Source organism: Lysobacter soli, from assembly GCF_003382285.1.
GTDB classification, from domain to species: Bacteria; Pseudomonadota; Gammaproteobacteria; order Xanthomonadales; family Xanthomonadaceae; genus Lysobacter_J; species Lysobacter_J soli.
This window is the reverse complement of record NZ_QTJR01000001.1, coordinates 666,927-685,751: the sequence shown is the minus strand read 5'-3', so window position 1 is coordinate 685,751 and position 18,825 is coordinate 666,927. Positions and strand designations below refer to the sequence as shown.

Below are 18,825 nucleotides of genomic sequence, written 5' to 3'. Positions count from 1 at the left end.
GAAGCGCACAGTGTAATCGCGCACGCACGGCGCGCGATTCACGCCGATGAGGTGAGCGGTATCAGGGCACGCGTGGCAACGTCGCCCGCCGGTACACCAGCCGTACGGCCAACAGGGAGACGGGAATCGGCAGCAGCAATCCCGCGACCGACAGCCACGTGGGGTGCGGCACCTTCATGATCATCCCCACCACGCCGGAGAGCACCACCAGTGCGACCAGCAGCGCGGCGGCGGTCTGGTGGCGCGCGAGCTTCGCCGCGGCGAGTGCGCCAATGAACGTGCCCAGCACCCACGCGACGAGCACCAGCAGTTTCGCGGCGAAGGGCATGTTCGCGATGAAGGCGGCGAAGGCGGCTTCGTTGGCCGGATCGGTCGGATCCAGCCCCGCCGGCGGCGGCCAGAAGCGATGGCCCAGCGTTTCGACCGCGGCGATCACCGCGATCGCGACGACCACGCCGACCAGCATGCCCAGTATCGTGCGTCCCATCGGCGCTTCTCCTCGATCGCAAGAGCCGCGAGCATCGCGCGCGAGCGTTGCCGCCGCAAGCGCGCGAAGCCGCGCATAATCGATGCCCTCCCGACGACGCCCCGACACGGAGCCCGCGATGCCCGATCCAACGCCCGGGGTGCCAACGCCCCGCCTGCTCGCCTTCGCCGGCAGCTTGCGCCAGGGCTCGTACAACCGCCGCCTGATCCACGTGCTGGCCGAAGGCGCGCGTGCCGCCGGCGCGCAGGTCACGCTGATCGAACTGCGTGACTTCGCGTTGCCGATCTACGACGGCGACATCGAAGCCGACGGCATGCCCGAGAACGCGCGCCGCCTGCAGGCGCTGATGGCCGAACACGACGGCCTGCTCGTCAGCACGCCCGAGTACAACGGCTCGATGCCGGCTTTGGTGAAGAACACGCTGGACTGGATCTCGCGGCCGCTCGAATCCGGCCGGTCGGGCGTGACGCTCTTCCAGGACAAGGTGGCTGGCATCGTGTCGGCCTCGCCCGGTCCGCTCGGCGGACTGCGTTCGCTGCTGGTGCTGCGCGACGCGCTGGCCAAGCTCGGCCTGCTCGTGGTGCCGCAGCAGGTCGCGGTCGGGCAGGCGGCCGACAAGCTCACCGATTACGGCGTCCTCAACGACGACCGCCTGCGCACCGGCGTGCACGGTGTCGGCGCGGCGGTGGTGCGGCATCTAGGCGTGATGAATTCAACGGTCGATCGAAAAGGAGCGACGGCATGAGCGGACGTCAACGCGAACTCAACCTGCGGTTCCTCGCCGAACCGACCGACGTGAATTACGGCGGCAAGGTGCACGGCGGCATGGTGATGAAGTGGATCGATCAGGCCGGCTATGCCGCCGCGGTCGGCTGGAGCGGCACGTACAGCGTGACGGTCGCCGTCGGCGGGATCCGGTTCGTCGCGCCGATCCGCATCTCGGATCTGGTCACGGTGCATACGAAGCTGGTCCACACCGGCACCACGAGCATGCATTTCGCGGTCGACGTGAAGGCGCGCGACCCGATGGAAGGGCCCGAGCAGGAGCGGCTGTGCACGCACTGCATCATCGTCTTCGTCGCGCTGGACGCCGTCGAAGGCAAGCCGAGTGCCGTGCCGCCGTGGACGCCCGTCAACGACGACGACAAGCGCCTGGCCGAATACGCGCTCAAGGTGATGGAGCTGAGCAAGGGCATCGAGCAGACGGTCGAGCGGCTGGCGGCGGTGAACGAGGGGTAAGGCGGACCGCCCACGCGGCATTGCCGCGTGGCCCGCCGCACGCCGGGCCGTGGATGGCCCGGCCGGACGTTCCGAAGCGTCGGGGCTTCGCCATGGACGGCGGCGGCAGCGCCATCGAGGCGCCGCGAGCGCCTCCATTTGCGCCCAAACAAGTGCGCCCCAATAGAAAGGCCGCCTTTCGGCGGCCTTTTGGCTGAAGCGCTGCGACGGATCAGATGCCTTCGACGCGGCGCGCTTCGATGAACTTCTGGCCCCAGTAGCCGCCGTTGAGCTCGGACACCTGCACGTCCTTGCCGCGGCTGGGCGCGTGGACGAAGCGGCCTTCGCCGACGTAAATGCCGACGTGGTCGACTCGGCCGCGGCGACCGAAGAACACCAGGTCGCCGGCATTGAGCTTGGCGCGGTCGTTGATGAGTTCGCCGGTCTTGGCCATCTCGCGCGAGACGCGCGGCAGTTCGATGCCCAGGGCGTTGCGGAAGACGTAGCCAACCAGGCCCGAGCAGTCGAAGCCCTTGTTCGGGTCGCTGCCGCCCCAGCGGTACGGGGTGCCCAGCAGGGCCATCGCGCGCTGCAGGACGGTCTTGATCTTGCCCTGCTCCTCGGCCGGAAGCTCGGTCATCGGCTCGCCCGCCGCCGCGGCGGGGACGAGGTAGCGGTTCATGTCCGTGGCCAGCAGCAGGGCGCGGTCGGACAGGCTCATCGCTTCCGGAAGGGTGTGGTGCGCCACCGGGGCGGGTGCGTCGGCCGAATCGCCGGCCAGGGAGGACGAAGGCATCTGCTGAGCGAAGGCCGGAACGGCCATCAGGGCCAGCGCGGCGGCAATCGCGAACCGGGTCTTGATCCGGTGTCGGAAGGTCGGGGCGGCAAGGGCGCCTGGGGTCGTATAGGGCATCACGCAGAGTTCACGGCAACACAGTCGCCGGGGATGATGCCTGCGTGAACGACGAATGTCGTTCGTATTTCGTAAAAAGTTCGTTAAGTGAATTCGGACGGTGTCACAAATCGTGCCAAGGGCTTCACTTGGACTTCACCGGAGCACCCGCTTGGCGCCGGTGTAGTGGTCCCGCCAGTAGCTGCCATCGAGATGGTCCAGCCGCACGGTGCCCCCCGTACTGGGCGCGTGGACGAAGCGTCCTTCACCTACGTAAATACCGACGTGGCTGACGTTGCCGCTCTGGCCGAAAAACACCAGGTCGCCAGCGGCAAGGCGATCCGGGACGATCTTCGGACCCTGGAAGGCCGCCAGGTCGCGGGAGGTCCGGGGCAGGCTCAGCGACAGCATGTCGCGATACACGTAATTGACCAGCCCGCTGCAGTCGAAGCCGCCTTCCGGCGTGTTTCCGCCATATCGATACGGCGTGCCGACCAGGCTGATCGCCCGCATCAGGACCGCGTTGGCCGCGACCGGATCCGCCGGCTCCACCACCGGCCACACCCGCTGCTGCGGGGGCGCACTTCGGCGCACCGTCTCGCGACCGCCACCGCAGCCGGCCATCGCGGCGACGAGCACGCCAAGAAGAAAGAGGTGAAGGCCGCGCGCTGGCGCGGGAATGAGCTTGCCGGGATAATGCCGAGCTTTCGTCACGGCCGTTACTTTGGCCGTTCATGTCGTCGACGGCAAGCCTGCCGCCGCACCCGGGCCGCCGCCGTCGTGGCCACCAGCCGAGTTCCAGTCCAATGAAGATCGAGAAAGACCGCGTCGTCCGTTTCCATTACACCGTCTCCGAAGTCGGCCAGGAGCCGCTGGAAACCTCCGAAGGCCGCGAGCCGCTCGCGATCCTCATCGGCCACGGCAACATCATCCCGGGCCTGGAAACGGCGATGGACGGACGCGAAGCCGGCGACAAGTTCGAAGTCGACGTGACCGCCGCCGAGGCGTACGGCGAGCGTCGTGAAGGCCTGACCCAGCGCGTGCCGAAGAAGCACTTCAAGGGCGCCCGCCTGGAGCCGGGCATGCAGGCCGTGCTGCCGACCAACTTCGGTCCGCGCGCCGTGACGATCCAGAAGGTCGGCATGAGCGTGGTCGACGTCGACCTGAACCACCCGATGGCCGGCAAGGACCTGCACTTCGCCATCGAGATCGTCGAAGTGCGCGAAGCGTCGGCCGAAGAAATCGAGCACGGCCACGTGCACGGCGACGGTGGTCACCACCACTGATCGACGTTCCTGCGATACCGACGGCCCGCGAAAGCGGGCCGTTCTGTTTCCGGCGCTGCCGTCGTTCCAAGCCACCGCACGCGGGTAACCCCGACTGCCGGTCGCGCGCTTTTCCGAACGCAGAAGTCCGATGCGGCGCAGGCCCCTCGATCGGCTGCGTGCTCTAATCGTTCCACGGCGAACGGGAGTGGTGGCTGATGCAGGGAACGGCGCGGTGGTGACCACGCAGGTATCGAGCACGCGATCGCGCGAACATGCGTCGATGGCCGCGGTCCCCGTCGCGGCGGGCGAGCGGGTAGTGTCGCTCGATGTGCTGCGCGGACTCGCGCTGCTCGGCATCGGTTTGATGAACGTGGAATATTTCAGCCGCCCGCTGCGCGACATGGGGCAGGGGCTGGACCCGTCGCTGCCCCCGGTGGACCACGCGCTGGCCTGGCTCGTCTACGTCTTCGTGCAGGGCAAGTTCTGGATCCTGTTCTCGCTGCTGTTCGGGATGGGCTTCGCGGCGCTGGACGAGCGCGCGCGTGTGGCCGGCATCGACTTCAGCACGCTGTACCTGCGCCGCGCGGCCGGCCTGATGCTCATCGGGCTGGTGCACGCGCTGCTGATCTGGGCAGGCGACATCCTCGTCACCTATGCGCTGGGCGCCGTCGTGCTGCTGTGGTTCCGGGATGCCGAACCGGCGCGTCAGGGCCGATGGGGCGCGGCGCTGTACGGGGTGCCCGCGTTGGTGCTGCTACTGATGGCGGGGATGATGTGGGTCTCGCCGGAGCCGACGCAGGCCGACCATTCCGCGTCGGAAGCCGCGCGACTCGCGCTCGAGAAGGCGCGTCGTGCCGAGGAAGTCGTCGCCTATTCGAGCGGCTCGTGGTGGGATGCGGTGCTTGTGCGCGGTCGCTTCTTCATCGACAACCTCGACGAGACGCTCGTGTTCGAGGTCTTCGCGCTGGGCATCTTCCTGATGGGCGCCTGGCTTCTGCGCAGTGGCGCCATCACCGATCCCGCCGCGCATCTTCGCCTGCATCGCGTGCTTCGATTCGTCGCGTTGCCGGCCGGCCTCGGGCTCGCGCTTGCAAGCGTGTCGGTGGCGACGCGCTTCGATTGGGAGACCGACGGCGCGCGAGCCTTGCTGGCCATGTCGCTCATGCTGCTGGCCTCACCGCTGATGAGCTTGGGTTACCTGTCATGGACGCTGCGCGCGCTGCAGACACGGACGGGCGCGCGCATGCTCGGCGCGCTCGCGCCGGCAGGACGCATGGCGCTCACGAACTACCTGCTGCAGTCGATCGTCGGCACCCTGGTGTTCTATGGCTATGGCCTGGGCCTGTGGGGCCGCGTGCCGCGTAGATGGGAACTGCTGGGCGTCGTGGTGCTGTTCGCGATGCAGGTCGTGGCTAGTCGCCTGTGGCTTTCGCATTTCCGTTTCGGCCCGGTGGAATGGCTCTGGCGGGCGTTTACGTATGGTCGTTTCCCGCCGATGCGGGCCACCTCCGCCCTGACCCCCTAAACTGATGCCCATGGAACAGCGCGAAGATGTGGTGATCGTCGGGGCCGGCGTGATCGGACTGGCCAGCGCCCTGGCTCTTCTGGAAAGCGGACGAAGCGTCCGCGTGATCGACGCCGGCCGTGTCGGCGGCGGCAGTTCGCACGGCAATTGCGGCACGATCACGCCCAGCCACGCGCCGCCATTGGCCGCGCCTGGCGTCGTCGTGCGTGCGTTGCGCTGGATGCTCACGCCGGACGCGCCGCTCTATGTCGCGCCGCGCTTCGATCCGGCCTTGTGGTCGTGGCTGCTGCGCTTTGCCGTGCGCTGCAACGACCGCGACTGGCGCAGCAGTGCGCGTGCGAAGTCCGCGATCCTCAACGACTCGCGCGATCGGCTCGCAGATTGGGTGCGCGATTACGACCTCGCCTGCGAATTCGCCCATTCCGGCGAGGATTACGTCTTCCGCGATCCGCACGAATTCGAGCACTTCCAGGACGAAGTCGGTTTCCTTCGCGAACTGGGCGTGCGCGTGGACGTGGTGGATGGCCGCACGTACGAGTTGATGGAGCCCGCGCTCAAACCCGGCGTCGCCGGTGCGATCCGTTTCGATGGCGACGCCGTGCTGCGGCCCGACCGCTACGTCGGCGAGCTCGCGCGCGTGGTGCGCGCCCGCGGCGGCACCATCGTCGAGCATTGCGCCTTCACCGGCGTTCGCGACGACGGCGACGGCGTGCGTGTATCCACCGCGCAGGGCGACATCGCCGCGCGCGAGATGGTGATGGCCCTGGGCGCATGGTCGCCCAAGCTCGCCAACGCCATTGGTGCGCCGGCACTCAAAAGTGCGATCCAGCCGGGCAAGGGGTACTCGATCACGTACTCGACGCCGTCGCGCGTGCCGCGCCGCCCGCTGGTGCTGCGCGAGCGCCAGGTCTGCGTGACCTCTTGGGAAAGTGGCTTCCGTCTCGGCAGCACGATGGAGTTCAGTGGCTACGACGACACGCTCAACCCGCGCCGGCTCGCCGCGCTCGAACGCGGCGCGAGCGAATACCTGCACGAGCCGTACGGCGCGCAGAAGCAGGAACAATGGTTCGGCTGGCGTCCGATGAGCTGCGACGACGTGCCGATCATCGGACGCGTGCCCGGCAACGAACGCGTCATCGTCGCGACGGGCCACGGGATGATGGGCGTGAGCATGAGCGCCGCGACCGGCCAGCTCGTCGCCGATCTCGTCGTCGGGCGTCGCCCCGACCTCGATCCGGCGCCGTACGGCATCGAGCGTTTCTCGTGACCGGGTGCGAAAAGAACATGCCGGGATGTGCACGTCGCGATGATCGTGTCTGCATGAGCATGCGCGCATGAGCCTGGAAGCCGGCTTCGACCTGATCGTCATCGGTGGCGGCTCCGGCGGCCTGGCCGGTGCATTCCGCGCGGCCGAACACGGCGCGCGCGTCGCGATGCTGGAGCCGCACCTGTTGGGCGGCACGTGCGTGAACGTCGGCTGCGTTCCAAAGAAGGCGATGTGGCTCGCGGCGGATGTCGCCGGCCGGCTGCGCCTCGCGCAGACGCTCGGATTCGACGTCCCGCCGGCGACGCTGGACTGGCCGGAATTCATCGTCCACCGCGAGCGCTACGTCGCCAACATCCACGCCAGCTACCGTCGACGGCTCGATGCGGCGGGGATCATGGTGGTGCCGAGCTTCGGCCGCTTCGTGGATGCGCGGACCGTCGAATGCGAGAACGGCACGTTGCTGCGCGCGCGACGCATCCTCATCGCGACGGGCGGGCGGCCGCATCGGCCGGAGATCCCCGGCGCCGAATGGGGCTGCGTGTCGGACGATTTCTTCCAGTGGCGGGCAGCGCCCGAACGTGTCGCGATCGTCGGCGGCGGTTACATCGCCGTCGAACTGGCGGGCCTGCTGCAGGCGCTCGGCAGCCGCGTGGACCTCTTCGTGCGTGGCGACCGCCTGCTCAACGGGTTCGATCACGAGCTGGCCATGCAGCTCGGCGAGGATTACCGGCAGTCCGGCATCCGCCTGAATTTCGGTCATTCGATCGCCGCGCTGGAAGACAAGGGCAGGCGCGTGCGTTGCGAGGACGGCGAGCTGAGTGATCCGTTCGATGCCGTGCTGTTCGCTACGGGTCGCAAGCCCAACAGCGAGCGACTGGAACTGGAGCGCGCCGGCGTCGCCACCGATGTCGGCGGCCATGTCGCCGTCGACGAACGCCATGCGACGAATGTCGACGGCATCTTCGCGATCGGCGACATCACGCCGAACCCACCGCTCACGCCAGTGGCCATCGCCGCCGCGCGGCGCCTTATGGATCGCGTGTATGGCGGCGCGACCGCACTGCTGGATGCGCGCGACATTCCCACCGTGGTGTTCTCGCATCCGCCGATCGGGCAGGTGGGCCTCACCGAGCGCGAGGCGCGTGAAATCCATGGCGATGCCGTGCGTGTGTATCGCGCCGGATTCCGGCCGATGCTCTCGGCGCTTGCCGACGTCCCGCAGCGCAGCCTGTTCAAGCTGGTGTGCCTGGGCGACGAAAAGCGCGTGATCGGAATCCACCTGTTGGGCGAAGCGGCGGACGAGATCCTCCAGGGCTTCGCCGTCGCGCTGAAGCGTGGCATCACCTTGAACGACCTGCGCGACACGGTCGCCATCCATCCGACCAGCGCCGAGGAAGTGGTGCTGATGCGCTGAACGCGCGACGAGACCTGCACGATGAACGCCCACGACACCGACGTCTTCACCCTGCATCGCGGCACCGCGCCGCTGCTGGTGAGCCTGCCGCACGACGGCAGCCACATTCCCGAGGAACTCGCCGCGCGGATGGTGCCGGCCGCGCGCCGTGCGCCGGATACCGACTGGCACGTCTCGGTGCTCTACGACTTCGCGCGCGAGATGGGCGCGTCGATCATCGTGCCGCGTCATTCGCGCTACGTCGTCGACCTGAACCGTCCGCCCGACGACACCTCGCTCTATCCCGGCCAGAACACCACGGGCCTGTGTCCGGCCGTGCAGTTCACCGGCGAGCCCGTGTACCTCAAAGGCCAGGCGCCCGACGAGGCCGAAGTCGCGACGCGTGTGGAGCGTTACTGGCGTCCGTACCACGACGCGCTCATGGGCGAAATCGAGCGCCTGCGCGCGCAACACGGCCGCGTGGTGCTGTGGGAGGGCCATTCGATCCGCGGCAGCAACCTGCCGTTCCTGTTCGAAGGCCGGCTGCCGGATCTCAACCTGGGCACGGCCGGTGGCGCGAGCTGTTCGCCGGCATTGCAGCAGCGTCTGGAAGCGGTGCTGGAGGGTCAGATCGACTACGACCACGTCGTCAACGGCCGCTTCAAGGGCGGCTACATCACGCGCCATTACGCCGACCTCGCACGAGGCGTGGAGACGGTGCAGCTGGAAGTCAGCCAGCGCAATTACATGGACGAGGACAGCTTCGCGTACGACGCCGGGAAGGCGGCGACGCTGCAGGCGGTAATCCGCAACCTGCTACTGGCGACCTTGTCGGTCGGCTGAGAGAGGGCTCTTTGCGATGGGCGTCTGCTCATCGGCCTAGCCCTGATGCGCCGCACCGCACGGAGCGGCGCACTGGTGGCCGAGGCTGGCGAACGCGATTAGCGGGGCCAGCAGGATCGCGAAGGTGAGCGACGTCGCGGGCGGGTCAGACTTCCAGCGTCGCCAGGTCGCCCTTCGTTTCCAGCCACTGCTTGCGGTCGCCTGCGCGCTTTTTCGCGAGCAGCATGTCCATCAGCGAATGCGTCTGGGTGTCGTCGTCGACGGTGAGCTGCACGAGGCGGCGCGTGTCGGGATGGATCGTCGATTCGCGCAGCTGCGAAGGGTTCATCTCGCCCAGGCCCTTGAAGCGGGTGACGTTGACCTGACCGCTGAAGCCCTTCTTGCGATCGCCCTTCTCGCGTTCGATCTTCTCCAGCAGGATGCGCTTTTCCTCTTCGTCCAGCGCGTAGAACACCTGCTTGCCCACGTCGACGCGGAACAGCGGCGGCATCGCGACGAAGACGTGGCCGGCGGCCACGAGCGACGGGAAATGCTTCAGAAACAGCGCGCTGAGCAGCGTCGCGATATGCAGGCCGTCGGAGTCGGCGTCAGCGAGGATGACGACCTTGCCGTAGCGCAGGCCCGACAGGTCGTCCTTGCCCGGATCGCAACCGATGGCGACGGCGAGGTCGTGCACTTCCTGCGACGCCAGCACGCTGCCGGACGCGACTTCCCAGGTGTTCAGGATCTTGCCGCGCAGCGGCAGGATCGCCTGGAAATCCTTGTCGCGCGCCTGACGCGCGCTGCCGCCGGCGGAGTCGCCTTCGACGAGGAACAGTTCCGTGCGCGACAGGTCCTGGCTCGAGCAGTCGGCCAGCTTGCCCGGAAGCGCAGGCCCCTGCGTGACCTTCTTGCGGACGACCTGCTTCTCGGTCTTCAGGCGCGCGGCGGCGCGTTCGATCGCCAGCTGCGCGATCTTCTCGCCCAGTTCGACGTGCTGGTTGAGCCACAGCGAGAACGCATCGTGCGCGGCGCCTTCCACGAAGGCGGCGGCCTGGCGCGAGGACAGGCGTTCCTTCGTCTGCCCGCTGAACTGCGGATCGGTCATCTTGATGCTGAGCACGAAGGCGACGCGGTCCCACACGTCTTCCGGCGCGAGCTTCACGCCGCGCGGCAACAGATTGCGGAAGTCGCAGAACTCGCGCAGCGCGTCGGTGAAGCCGGTGCGCAGGCCGTTGACGTGCGTACCGTGCTGCGCGGTCGGGATCAGGTTGACGTAGCTTTCCTGCACCAGCTCGCCTTCGACGACCCACGCGACGGCCCAGTCGGCGGTCTCGGTGTCCTTGGTGAGCTTGCCGACGAACAGCTCCGGCGGCAGCAGCTCGCGTTCTGCAAGTTCGCCGCGAAGGTAATCGCGCAGGCCGTCCTCGTAGTACCACTCGTTGCGCTCGTCGGTCGCTTCGTCGAACAGCTTCACCGTCAGGCCCGGGCACAGCACGGCCTTGGCGCGCAGCAGGTGGCGCAGGGCGCGCACGTTGAACTTGGGCGTGTCGAAGTACTTCGCGTCGGGCCAGAAATGCACGCGCGTGCCGGTGTTCTTCTTGCCGACGGTGCCGACCACTTCCAGCGGCGTCGCGCGGTCGCCGTCCTTGAAGGTCATGCGGTATTCGTTGCCGTCGCGCTTGATCCTGACCTCGACGTGCCTGGACAGCGCGTTGACCACGCTGACGCCCACGCCGTGCAGGCCGCCGGAGAAGGTGTAGTTCTTGTTGCTGAACTTGCCGCCCGCGTGCAGGCGCGTGAGGATCAGTTCGACGCCGGGGATCTTCTCTTCTGGGTGGATGTCCACCGGCATGCCGCGGCCGTCGTCGGACACCGAGCAACTGCCGTCGTTGTGCAGCGTCACCTCGATGGTGCGCGCGTGGCCGGCGAGGGCCTCGTCGACGGCGTTGTCGATGACTTCCTGCGCCAGGTGGTTCGGGCGCGCGGTGTCGGTGTACATGCCGGGGCGGCGCTTGACGGGGTCAAGGCCGGAAAGGACTTCGATGTCTGCGGCGTTGTAACGGGAACTCATTCTTCGACGACTTCTTCGAGGACGTACGAGGCGGAGCGGGGATGGTCGGTGGCCCGGGCCGGAAATACAACACGCGGGTGATGTCGGTCCGGTCGGGAAGCATCGGGGCCACCTGTCACCCAGGTTGAGACGCGCCCGCGACCCTTGTGTCGGGCCAGCGACCGCCCCACATCGGCCCAGGCGCCCCGTTCAGTGCAGGCTTGGCGCCGCGAGGGTAGGGTGCCGCCAGCGTCGCGGCCCGCCCGCAGCGCCGCCCGCTTCAGGGCGTGTTCTCTCCACTGGAGGTCGTATCCGATGAACATCCGCAAGCTCGTCCTTCCCGCCGTTATCGCCGCTACGCTGGCGACGCCCGCCTTCGCCCAGCAGCAGCCGGCGCCGCAGGCCGACGCGGCGAAGAACGCGCAGTCGCAGCAGTCGCGCGACAAGGCCGGCCAGAAGGCCGACGCGCCGAAGGCCGACACCGGCAAGGCCGGCAAGAAGGACAAGGCCGACCCGACCCGCGAGCCGGAGGAAGAGGACGAGCGCTGAGCCTCGCCGCCTTCGCGGTCCGCGAATCCGACGCCCCGCAGCCGCGGGGCGTTTTCGTTTCCGGCGTGAAGCCGCGCGGTTGTGGGCGCGGGTGCCAAGCCGGCGCCGCGGAACGGATCGATGCGCCCCCATGAACGCGACTCGGCTCGCCCTCAACCGGCCGAGCCGGTAAACTACGGCTTTCCAGCGGCAGTAAAACCATGACTCCCCTGATTTTCGTCACCGGCGGCGTGGTGTCCTCGCTTGGCAAGGGCATTGCAGCAGCCTCGCTGGCGGCCGTCCTCGAAGCGCGCGGCCTGCGCGTGACGATGATGAAGCTCGACCCCTACATCAACGTCGACCCCGGCACCATGAGCCCGTTCCAGCACGGCGAGGTGTACGTCACCGACGACGGCGCCGAGACCGACCTGGACCTGGGCCATTACGAGCGCTACCTGCGCACGCGCCTGTCCCGCAAGAACTCCATCACCACCGGCCGGATCTACGACAACGTGATCCGCAAGGAACGCCGCGGCGATTACCTCGGCGGCACGGTGCAGGTGATCCCGCACATCACCGACGAGATCAAGCGCTGCATCGTGGAGGCCACCGACGGCTTCGACGTGGGCCTGGTCGAGATCGGCGGCACGGTGGGCGACATCGAGTCGCTGCCGTTCCTGGAGGCCATCCGCCAGATCCGCTCCGAGCGCGGTCCGGACGGCGCGATCTTCATGCACCTGACCCTGGTGCCGTGGATCGCCGCGGCCGGCGAACTGAAAACCAAGCCGACGCAGCACTCGGTCAAGGAACTGCGCTCGATCGGCATCCAGCCCGACATCCTGCTGTGCCGCAGCGAGCAGCCGCTGCCCGACAGCGAGCGCCGCAAGATCGCGCTGTTCACCAACGTCCCCGAACGTGCGGTCATCTCGGCCGTCGACCTGGACAACATCTACAAGATGCCGCGCCGCTTCCAGGAAGAGGGCCTGGACGCGATCGTGCTCGACCGCCTGCGCATCACTGCCGGTCCGGCCGACCTGTCTGAGTGGGACGAGGTCGTCGATGCCAGCGAGCATCCGGTCGACAACGTCACCATCGCGGTCGTCGGCAAGTACGTCGACCACCAGGACGCCTACAAGTCCGTCGCCGAGGCGCTCAAGCACGGCGGCCTGCGCCAGCGCACGCGCGTGAAGCTGAAGTGGCTGGAGTCGTCCGACATCGAACAGCAGGGCGTGGACGCGCTGAACGACGTCGACGGCATCCTGGTGCCGGGCGGCTTCGGCGATCGCGGCTTCGAGGGCAAGGTGCTCACCGCGAAGTTTGCGCGCGAGACCGGCCTTCCGTACTTCGGCATCTGCTACGGCATGCAGGCGGCGGTGGTCGATTACGCGCGCCACGTCGCGGGCCTGTCGGGCGCCAACAGCACCGAGAACGACAAGGCCAGCCCGCATCCGGTGATCGGCCTGATCACCGAATGGCGCACGTCCTCGGGCGAGATCGAACGCCGCAGCGAGGAGAGTGACCTCGGCGGCACGATGCGCCTGGGCCTGCAGGAGCAGCGCCTGAAGCCGGGCACGCTGTCGCGCGAGATGTACGGCAAGGACGTCGTGGCCGAACGCCACCGCCATCGCTACGAATTCAACAACCGCTACCGCACGCAGCTGGAAGACGCCGGCCTGACCATCAGCGCCAAGTCGATGGACGACCTGCTGGTGGAGATGGTGGAGCTGCCGCGCGATGCGCATCCGTGGTTCCTGGCCTGCCAGGCGCACCCGGAGTTCCTGTCGACCCCGCGCGACGGACATCCGTTGTTCGTCGGTTTCATCCGCGCCGCGCGCGAGCGCAAGGCGCAGGCGGGTGGTCGGTTGCTGAAGGAAGCGACCGCCTGACGCTGTTCTCCCTCCCCTTCAAGGAGAGGGCCGGGGAGGGGATGGTGTCCCTTTCCCGATGCGGTACATCACGCCACACCATCCCCACCCAACCCTCCCTTTGAAGGGGAGGGCTCAAAAGCGAAGAAGCGAATGAACCTCTGCGGATTCGAAGTCGGCCTGGACCAACCCTTCTTCCTGATCGCCGGCCCCTGCGTGATCGAGTCGATGCAGCTGCAGCTCGACACCGCCGGCAAGCTCAAGGAAATCACCTCTGAGCTCGGCATCAACTTCATCTTCAAGTCGAGCTTCGACAAGGCCAACCGCACCTCCGCCACCAGCTTCCGCGGCCCGGGCCTCGAGGAAGGCCTGAAGGTGCTGGCCGAGGTGAAGAAGCAGATCGGCGTGCCGGTGCTGACCGACGTGCATGAATACACGCCGATGGACGAGGTCGCGGCGGTCGTCGACGTGCTGCAGACGCCGGCGTTCCTCTGCCGCCAGACGAACTTCATCCAGAACGTGGCCCGCGCCGGCAAGCCGGTGAACATCAAGAAGGGCCAGTTCCTCTCCCCGTGGGAGATGAAGCACGTCACCGACAAGGCCAAGGCCACCGGCAACACGCAGATCATGGCCTGCGAGCGCGGCGTGTCGTTCGGCTACAACAACCTGGTCAGCGACATGCGCTCGCTGAGCGTGATGCGCGACACCGGCTGCCCGGTGGTTTTCGACGCCACGCATTCGGTGCAGCTGCCCGGCGGTGCCGGCGGCAAGAGCGGCGGCCAGCGCGAATTCGTGCCGGTGCTGTCGCGCGCGGCGATGGCGGTCGGCATCGACGGCATCTTCATGGAAACCCATCCGGTGCCGGACGAAGCGCTGTCCGACGGTCCCAACGCGTGGCCGCTGCCGAAGATGCGCGCGCTGCTGGAAACGCTGCTGGAAATCGACCGGATCACCAAGAAGAACGGTTTCCTCGAATCCACGGTCTGAACCTTGCCGGACGAGGCGTGCTGCGACGGCGCTGCCGTAGCGCGCCGTGCCGCCCTTGTCCGGTTCTGCTTTAATCCGTGTCCAAATCCGCTTTCGCCCCTACGACGAAACCCATGACGACCATCGCCAAAGTCCACGCCCGCGAAATCCTCGACAGCCGCGGTAATCCGACCCTCGAAGCCGAAGTCACCCTGGCCGACGGCAGCTTCGGCCGCGCCGCGGTGCCCTCGGGCGCGTCGACCGGCACCAAGGAAGCCGTGGAGCTGCGCGACGGCGACAAGACGCGCTACCTCGGCAAGGGCGTGCGCCGCGCGGTGGAGAACGTCAACACGACGATCGCCAAGGCGTTGGAAGGCTTCGACGCCGACGACCAGGCCGGCCTGGATCGCCGCATGATCGACCTGGACGGCACCGAGAATAAGGGCCGCCTCGGCGCGAACGCGCTGCTGGGCGTGTCGCTCGCCAACGCCCACGCCGTGGCCGCATCGAAGAAGCTGCCGCTGTGGAAGTACCTTGCCGGCAACCGCGAGGCCGTGTTGCCGGTGCCGATGATGAACATCATCAACGGCGGTGCGCACGCCGATAACAACGTGGACCTGCAGGAATTCATGATCCTGCCGGTCGGCGTGGACAGCTTCGCCGAGGCGCTGCGCGCCGGCACGGAGGTGTTCCACGCGCTCAAGTCCGTGCTCAAGGGCCGCGGCCTGAGCACCGCGGTGGGCGACGAAGGCGGCTTCGCGCCCGACCTGCGTTCGAACGAGGAAGCGCTGGAAACCATCCTGGAAGCCATCGGCAAGGCCGGCTACAAGGCGGGCGAGGACATCCTGCTCGGCCTGGACGTCGCCTCCAGCGAGTTCTACGAGAACGGCAAGTACAACCTCACCGGTGAAGGCAAGCGCCTGACCAGCGAGCAGTTCGTCGACTTCCTCGCCAACTGGGCCGCGCAGTACCCGATCGTCACCATCGAGGACGGCATGGCCGAGCACGACTGGGCCGGCTGGAAGCAGCTCACCGACAAGATCGGCAAGAAGGTGCAGCTGGTCGGCGACGACCTGTTCGTGACCAACCCGAAGATCTTCAAGGAAGGCATCGACCAGGGCGTGGCGAATGCCATCCTCATCAAGGTCAACCAGATCGGCACGCTGACCGAGACGCTGGAAGCCATCGCGATGGCCGACGCGAACCGCTACGCGGCGATCGTCTCGCACCGTTCGGGCGAGACCGAGGACACGACGATTTCCGATATCGCCGTCGCCACGACCGCCACGCAGATCAAGACCGGCTCGCTGTGCCGCAGCGACCGCGTCGCCAAGTACAACCAGCTGCTGCGCATCGAGGAAGCGCTCGGTTCGGCCGCGAAGTACGCCGGCCGCGACGCCTTCGTTTCCCTCAAGCGCTAAGGCACGGGGCACGCGCGCATGCGCTGGTTGCGACTGCTGCTGGTGCTGCTCGCCGGATTGCTGGCGTTCCTGCAGTACCGCCTCTGGGTGGGCGAGGGCGGCAGTCGCTCCGTCGCCCGCCTGGACCGGCAGGTGCAGCAGCAGACGCGCGAAAACGCGGGTCTGCAGCAGCGCAACGACGCGCTCGCGGCGGAGGTCGAAGACCTCAAGTCCGGCGAAGCGGCCGTCGAGGAGCGCGCGCGCAGCGAGCTGGGCATGATCAAGCCCGGCGAGACGTTCTATCGCGTGGTTGAGCCGGAAGGTTCGACCACGCCCGCCACCGACACGCCGCCTGCCGACGACGCGCAGGCTCCGGCGCCGTGACACCGCGCATCTGGGCGGTGTTGCCCGCCGCCGGCCGTGGCACACGCTTCGGCGGCGAAGTTCCCAAGCAATACCTCGAAGCGGCCGGCAAGCCGCTGATCGCGCACGCGCTCGACGCGCTGCTTTCGCATCCGCGCATCGACGGTGCGCTGGTCGCGCTGGCCGCCGACGACGCACGCTGGCCGGGCTGGACCTCGCGCCACGGCAAGCCGCTGCTGCGCTGCAATGGCGGCGGCGAACGCGCCGATTCGGTGCTCGCCGCGCTGCACGCGCTGCCATCGGATGTCGGCGACGACGCGTTGATCCTCGTGCATGACGCCGCGCGCCCGAACGTGCACGCAGGCGACATCGATCGACTCATCGACGTGGCAACGACGCACGCCGATGGCGCCATCCTCGGTGCGCCGGTGCGCGACACGCTCAAGCGTGCCGACGCGGCCGCGCACATCGTCGCGACCGAGCCGCGTTCGGCGCTGTGGCGCGCGTTCACGCCGCAGGCCTTCCGGCGCGGCGCACTCACGGCCGCGCTGGAACGCGCCCGTGCCGACGGCGTCGTCGTCACCGACGAAGCCATGGCCATGGAGCGCATGGGCGCGCATCCGGCACTGGTGGAAGGGCGCGAGGACAACCTCAAGGTGACCACGCCATCCGACCTCACGTTGATGGAATGGCTGTTCCAATCCAGACCGGGTCAAGGGGGATCCGAATGAAGGCACTGTTCGCAACGCTTGTCCTGGCCACTGGCCTGTGGGGTACTCCGGCGCATGCCGGCGAGGCGGGGGCCGCATTGTCCGAGTGCCTCAAGCGCTCGGCGACGCCGGACGATCGCCGCATCCTCGTGCAGTGGATCTTTTCCGCCATCGCGATCCATCCGGACCTGCAGGCGCTGTCAGCGATCGACAACGCGCAGCGCGCGAAGATCGAGAAGGACGCGGCGGCGACGTTCGAACGCCTCGTCGCCGTGGATTGCACCGTAACGGCGCGCCAGACCATCGTGGCCGAGGGCACCGAAGGCTTCGGCAACGCGTTCAAGACGCTGGGCGAGCTGGCGATGGGCGGCGTGGTGGAGAACCGCGACGTGCAGGTCGGCATGTCGCGCCTGGGTGAACTGGTCGATTCGCAACGCATGCTCAAGGCATTGATCTCGAAATGAACATCCGCATCGGCCAGGGCTACGACGTGCACGCGTTCGGCGACGGCGACCATGTCGTGCTCGGCGGCGTGCGCGTGCCGCACGATCGCGGCGTGCTCGCGCATTCGGATGGCGACGTCGTGATCCACGCGCTGTGCGACGCGATCCTCGGCGCGCTGGCGCTGGGCGACATCGGCAAGCACTTCCCGCCGAGCGATCCGCAGTGGAAGGGCGCCGACAGTCGCGCGTTCCTGCGCCACTGCGATGCGCTCGCACGCGAGCGCGGCTGGCGGCTGGGCAATGCCGACGTGACCGTCGTGTGCGAGCGGCCGAAAGTCGGACCGCACGCGGCGGCGATGCGCGAGGTGCTCGCGCAGGAACTCGCCGTCGAAGTCGACGCGATCAGCATCAAGGCGACCACCAGCGAGAAGCTCGGTTTCACCGGGCGCGGCGAGGGCATCGCCGCGATGGCCGTGTGCCTGCTGGTGAAGTCGTGAGCGACGCCGCGCTGCCGCGCGCGCACGGCGAGGCCGTGCTGTCGGCCAACATGCGCACGACGCCGGAGGATTTCGTCGTCGAGGAACTGCCGGGATTCGAGCCGTCCGGTGCCGGCGAACACCTGCTGCTCACTGTCGAGAAGCGCGGCATGAACACCGGCTTCGCGGCGAAGTACATCGCGCAGTGGGCCGGCGTGGACGAAGTCGCCATCGGCTACGCAGGCCTGAAGGATCGCCACGCCGTCACGCGGCAACGCTTCAGCGTGCACCTGCCGAAGAAGGTCGCACCGGATCTGTCGACGCTTGATTTCGCGCAGGGCGAGGAACGCCTCACCGTTGTCGAACACACCTGGCACGCGAAGAAGCTGCCGCGCGGCGCGCTGGCGGGCAACCGTTTCGTGCTCACGCTGCGTGGCGTGTCCGGCGAACGCGCGGCGATCGAACAGCGCCTGCGATCCATCGCCGAACGCGGCGTGCCGAACTATTTCGGCGAACAGCGCTTCGGCCGCGACGGCGACAACGTCGCCAACGCGCGTGCGATGTTCGCCGGGCGCCGCGTGCGCCGCGAGCAGCGCACGCTGCTGATGTCCGCCGCACGTTCGGAGCTGTTCAACCGTGTGCTCGCGCAACGCGTGCAGCGCGGGAGCTGGGACACGCCGCTCGATGGCGAGGTCTGGATGCTCGACGGAAGCCGCAGCGTGTTCGGCCCCGAGCCGTTCGACGACGCGCTCGCTCAGCGCCTCGCCTCATTCGACATCCACCCGACCGGCCCGCTGTGGGGACGCGGCGAACTGCGTTCGACGGGCGACGCCGCGCGGCTGGAAACCGAAGCGCTCTCCGGCGAGGAAGCGCTCGCACTGCGCGCCGGCCTGGAAGCCGAAGGCCTGAAGCAGGAGCGCCGCGCGTTGCGCCTGAAGCCGGCGGAACTGACGTGGTCGTGGCGTGAGGACGACGTGCTCGAAGTCGCCTTCGCTTTGCCGCCGGGTGCATATGCCACGGTCGTGCTCGCCGAATTGGGCGACGTACGCGCGGTGGGACGGGCGGGCTAGGCACGCTTCACGCCGCATCCGCGACCGTTCGTCGGAAAGGATCGGGCGGCACTGGCTCCGTCCGACGGCCGGCGTATAC

20 protein-coding genes are annotated in these 18,825 nt (G+C 68.0%); 16 read left to right on the top strand and 4 right to left on the bottom strand.

Going from position 1 to position 18,825, the window contains the following annotated elements:
• Window positions 1-61: 61 nt before the first annotated feature.
• The gene (locus DX912_RS02940) at window positions 62-487 is read right to left on the bottom strand and encodes a hypothetical protein (RefSeq protein WP_115840931.1); all 426 of its coding nucleotides are present in this window, start codon (window positions 485-487) and stop codon (window positions 62-64) included.
• Window positions 488-626: 139 nt separating this feature from the next.
• Between DX912_RS02940 and DX912_RS02935 the strand changes: the two genes are divergently transcribed.
• Both DX912_RS02935 and DX912_RS02930 read left to right on the top strand, forming a co-directional pair.
• Window positions 627-1,232, top strand: coding sequence for an NADPH-dependent FMN reductase (locus tag DX912_RS02935; protein WP_115840930.1), 606 nt, complete (start codon window positions 627-629; stop codon window positions 1,230-1,232).
• Window positions 1,229-1,726 (top strand): acyl-CoA thioesterase, encoded by a 498-nt coding sequence (locus DX912_RS02930; protein WP_115840929.1) that lies wholly within the window; start codon window positions 1,229-1,231, stop codon window positions 1,724-1,726. The genes DX912_RS02935 and DX912_RS02930 overlap by 4 nt, the downstream gene beginning before the upstream one ends.
• Window positions 1,727-1,937: 211 nt before the next feature.
• Here the strand turns inward: DX912_RS02930 and DX912_RS02925 are convergent, their stop codons facing one another.
• Complete coding sequence (locus DX912_RS02925) at window positions 1,938-2,618, bottom strand: C40 family peptidase (RefSeq protein WP_115840928.1); 681 nt, start codon at window positions 2,616-2,618, stop codon at window positions 1,938-1,940.
• 135 nt (window positions 2,619-2,753) lie between these two features.
• Window positions 2,754-3,221: a C40 family peptidase gene (locus tag DX912_RS02920; protein ID WP_115841048.1), complete on the bottom strand. Its 468-nt coding sequence runs from the start codon at window positions 3,219-3,221 to the stop codon at window positions 2,754-2,756.
• Window positions 3,222-3,403: 182 nt separating this feature from the next.
• Here DX912_RS02920 and DX912_RS02915 point away from each other — a divergent pair, with 182 nt between their 5' ends.
• The 5 genes from DX912_RS02915 to hutG all read left to right on the top strand — a co-directional run bounded on the left by DX912_RS02915 (window position 3,404) and on the right by hutG (window position 8,893).
• Complete coding sequence (locus tag DX912_RS02915; protein WP_115840927.1) at window positions 3,404-3,883, top strand: FKBP-type peptidyl-prolyl cis-trans isomerase; 480 nt, start codon at window positions 3,404-3,406, stop codon at window positions 3,881-3,883.
• A 262-nt stretch (window positions 3,884-4,145) separates the two neighbouring features.
• A complete protein-coding gene (locus DX912_RS02910; RefSeq protein ID WP_115841047.1) occupies window positions 4,146-5,390 on the top strand; it encodes a DUF418 domain-containing protein in 1,245 nt (414 codons plus the stop codon).
• Window positions 5,391-5,400: 10 nt separating this feature from the next.
• Window positions 5,401-6,657: an NAD(P)/FAD-dependent oxidoreductase gene (locus DX912_RS02905; protein WP_115840926.1), complete on the top strand. Its 1,257-nt coding sequence runs from the start codon at window positions 5,401-5,403 to the stop codon at window positions 6,655-6,657.
• A gap of 67 nt (window positions 6,658-6,724) precedes the next feature.
• Window positions 6,725-8,071, top strand: coding sequence for a glutathione-disulfide reductase (gorA, locus tag DX912_RS02900; protein WP_115840925.1), 1,347 nt, complete (start codon window positions 6,725-6,727; stop codon window positions 8,069-8,071).
• Window positions 8,072-8,092: 21 nt separating this feature from the next.
• The gene (hutG, locus tag DX912_RS02895) at window positions 8,093-8,893 is read left to right on the top strand and encodes an N-formylglutamate deformylase (RefSeq protein WP_115840924.1); all 801 of its coding nucleotides are present in this window, start codon (window positions 8,093-8,095) and stop codon (window positions 8,891-8,893) included.
• A gap of 145 nt (window positions 8,894-9,038) precedes the next feature.
• Here hutG and parE read toward each other — a convergent pair whose 3' ends face one another.
• Window positions 9,039-10,946, bottom strand: a complete 1,908-nt coding sequence (gene parE / locus DX912_RS02890) for a DNA topoisomerase IV subunit B (protein WP_115840923.1) — start codon at window positions 10,944-10,946, stop codon at window positions 9,039-9,041.
• A 294-nt stretch (window positions 10,947-11,240) separates the two neighbouring features.
• Between parE and DX912_RS02885 the strand changes: the two genes are divergently transcribed.
• The 9 genes from DX912_RS02885 (at window position 11,241) to truD (ending at window position 18,746) form a co-directional block, all read left to right on the top strand.
• Complete coding sequence (locus DX912_RS02885; RefSeq protein ID WP_115840922.1) at window positions 11,241-11,474, top strand: hypothetical protein; 234 nt, start codon at window positions 11,241-11,243, stop codon at window positions 11,472-11,474.
• A gap of 200 nt (window positions 11,475-11,674) precedes the next feature.
• A complete protein-coding gene (gene pyrG / locus DX912_RS02880) occupies window positions 11,675-13,339 on the top strand; it encodes a CTP synthase (protein WP_115840921.1) in 1,665 nt (554 codons plus the stop codon).
• 132 nt (window positions 13,340-13,471) lie between these two features.
• Window positions 13,472-14,305 carry a 3-deoxy-8-phosphooctulonate synthase gene (kdsA, locus tag DX912_RS02875; protein WP_115840920.1) on the top strand — a complete coding sequence of 278 codons (834 nt, stop codon included), beginning with the start codon at window positions 13,472-13,474 and terminating at the stop codon, window positions 14,303-14,305.
• A 113-nt stretch (window positions 14,306-14,418) separates the two neighbouring features.
• Window positions 14,419-15,705 carry a phosphopyruvate hydratase gene (gene eno, locus DX912_RS02870; RefSeq protein WP_115840919.1) on the top strand — a complete coding sequence of 429 codons (1,287 nt, stop codon included), beginning with the start codon at window positions 14,419-14,421 and terminating at the stop codon, window positions 15,703-15,705.
• A gap of 18 nt (window positions 15,706-15,723) precedes the next feature.
• The gene (ftsB, locus tag DX912_RS02865; protein WP_115840918.1) at window positions 15,724-16,068 is read left to right on the top strand and encodes a cell division protein FtsB; all 345 of its coding nucleotides are present in this window, start codon (window positions 15,724-15,726) and stop codon (window positions 16,066-16,068) included.
• Entirely contained in the window at window positions 16,065-16,778 is a 714-nt protein-coding gene (ispD, locus tag DX912_RS02860; RefSeq protein WP_115840917.1) for a 2-C-methyl-D-erythritol 4-phosphate cytidylyltransferase, read from the top strand. Before ftsB ends, ispD begins: the two co-directional genes overlap by 4 nt.
• Window positions 16,775-17,221, top strand: coding sequence for a hypothetical protein (locus tag DX912_RS02855; RefSeq protein ID WP_115840916.1), 447 nt, complete (start codon window positions 16,775-16,777; stop codon window positions 17,219-17,221). Before ispD ends, DX912_RS02855 begins: the two co-directional genes overlap by 4 nt.
• A complete protein-coding gene (gene ispF, locus DX912_RS02850) occupies window positions 17,218-17,697 on the top strand; it encodes a 2-C-methyl-D-erythritol 2,4-cyclodiphosphate synthase (RefSeq protein ID WP_115840915.1) in 480 nt (159 codons plus the stop codon). The genes DX912_RS02855 and ispF overlap by 4 nt, the downstream gene beginning before the upstream one ends.
• Window positions 17,694-18,746, top strand: a complete 1,053-nt coding sequence (truD, locus tag DX912_RS02845; protein ID WP_115840914.1) for a tRNA pseudouridine(13) synthase TruD — start codon at window positions 17,694-17,696, stop codon at window positions 18,744-18,746. Before ispF ends, truD begins: the two co-directional genes overlap by 4 nt.
• The last annotated feature ends 79 nt before the right edge of the window (window positions 18,747-18,825 follow it).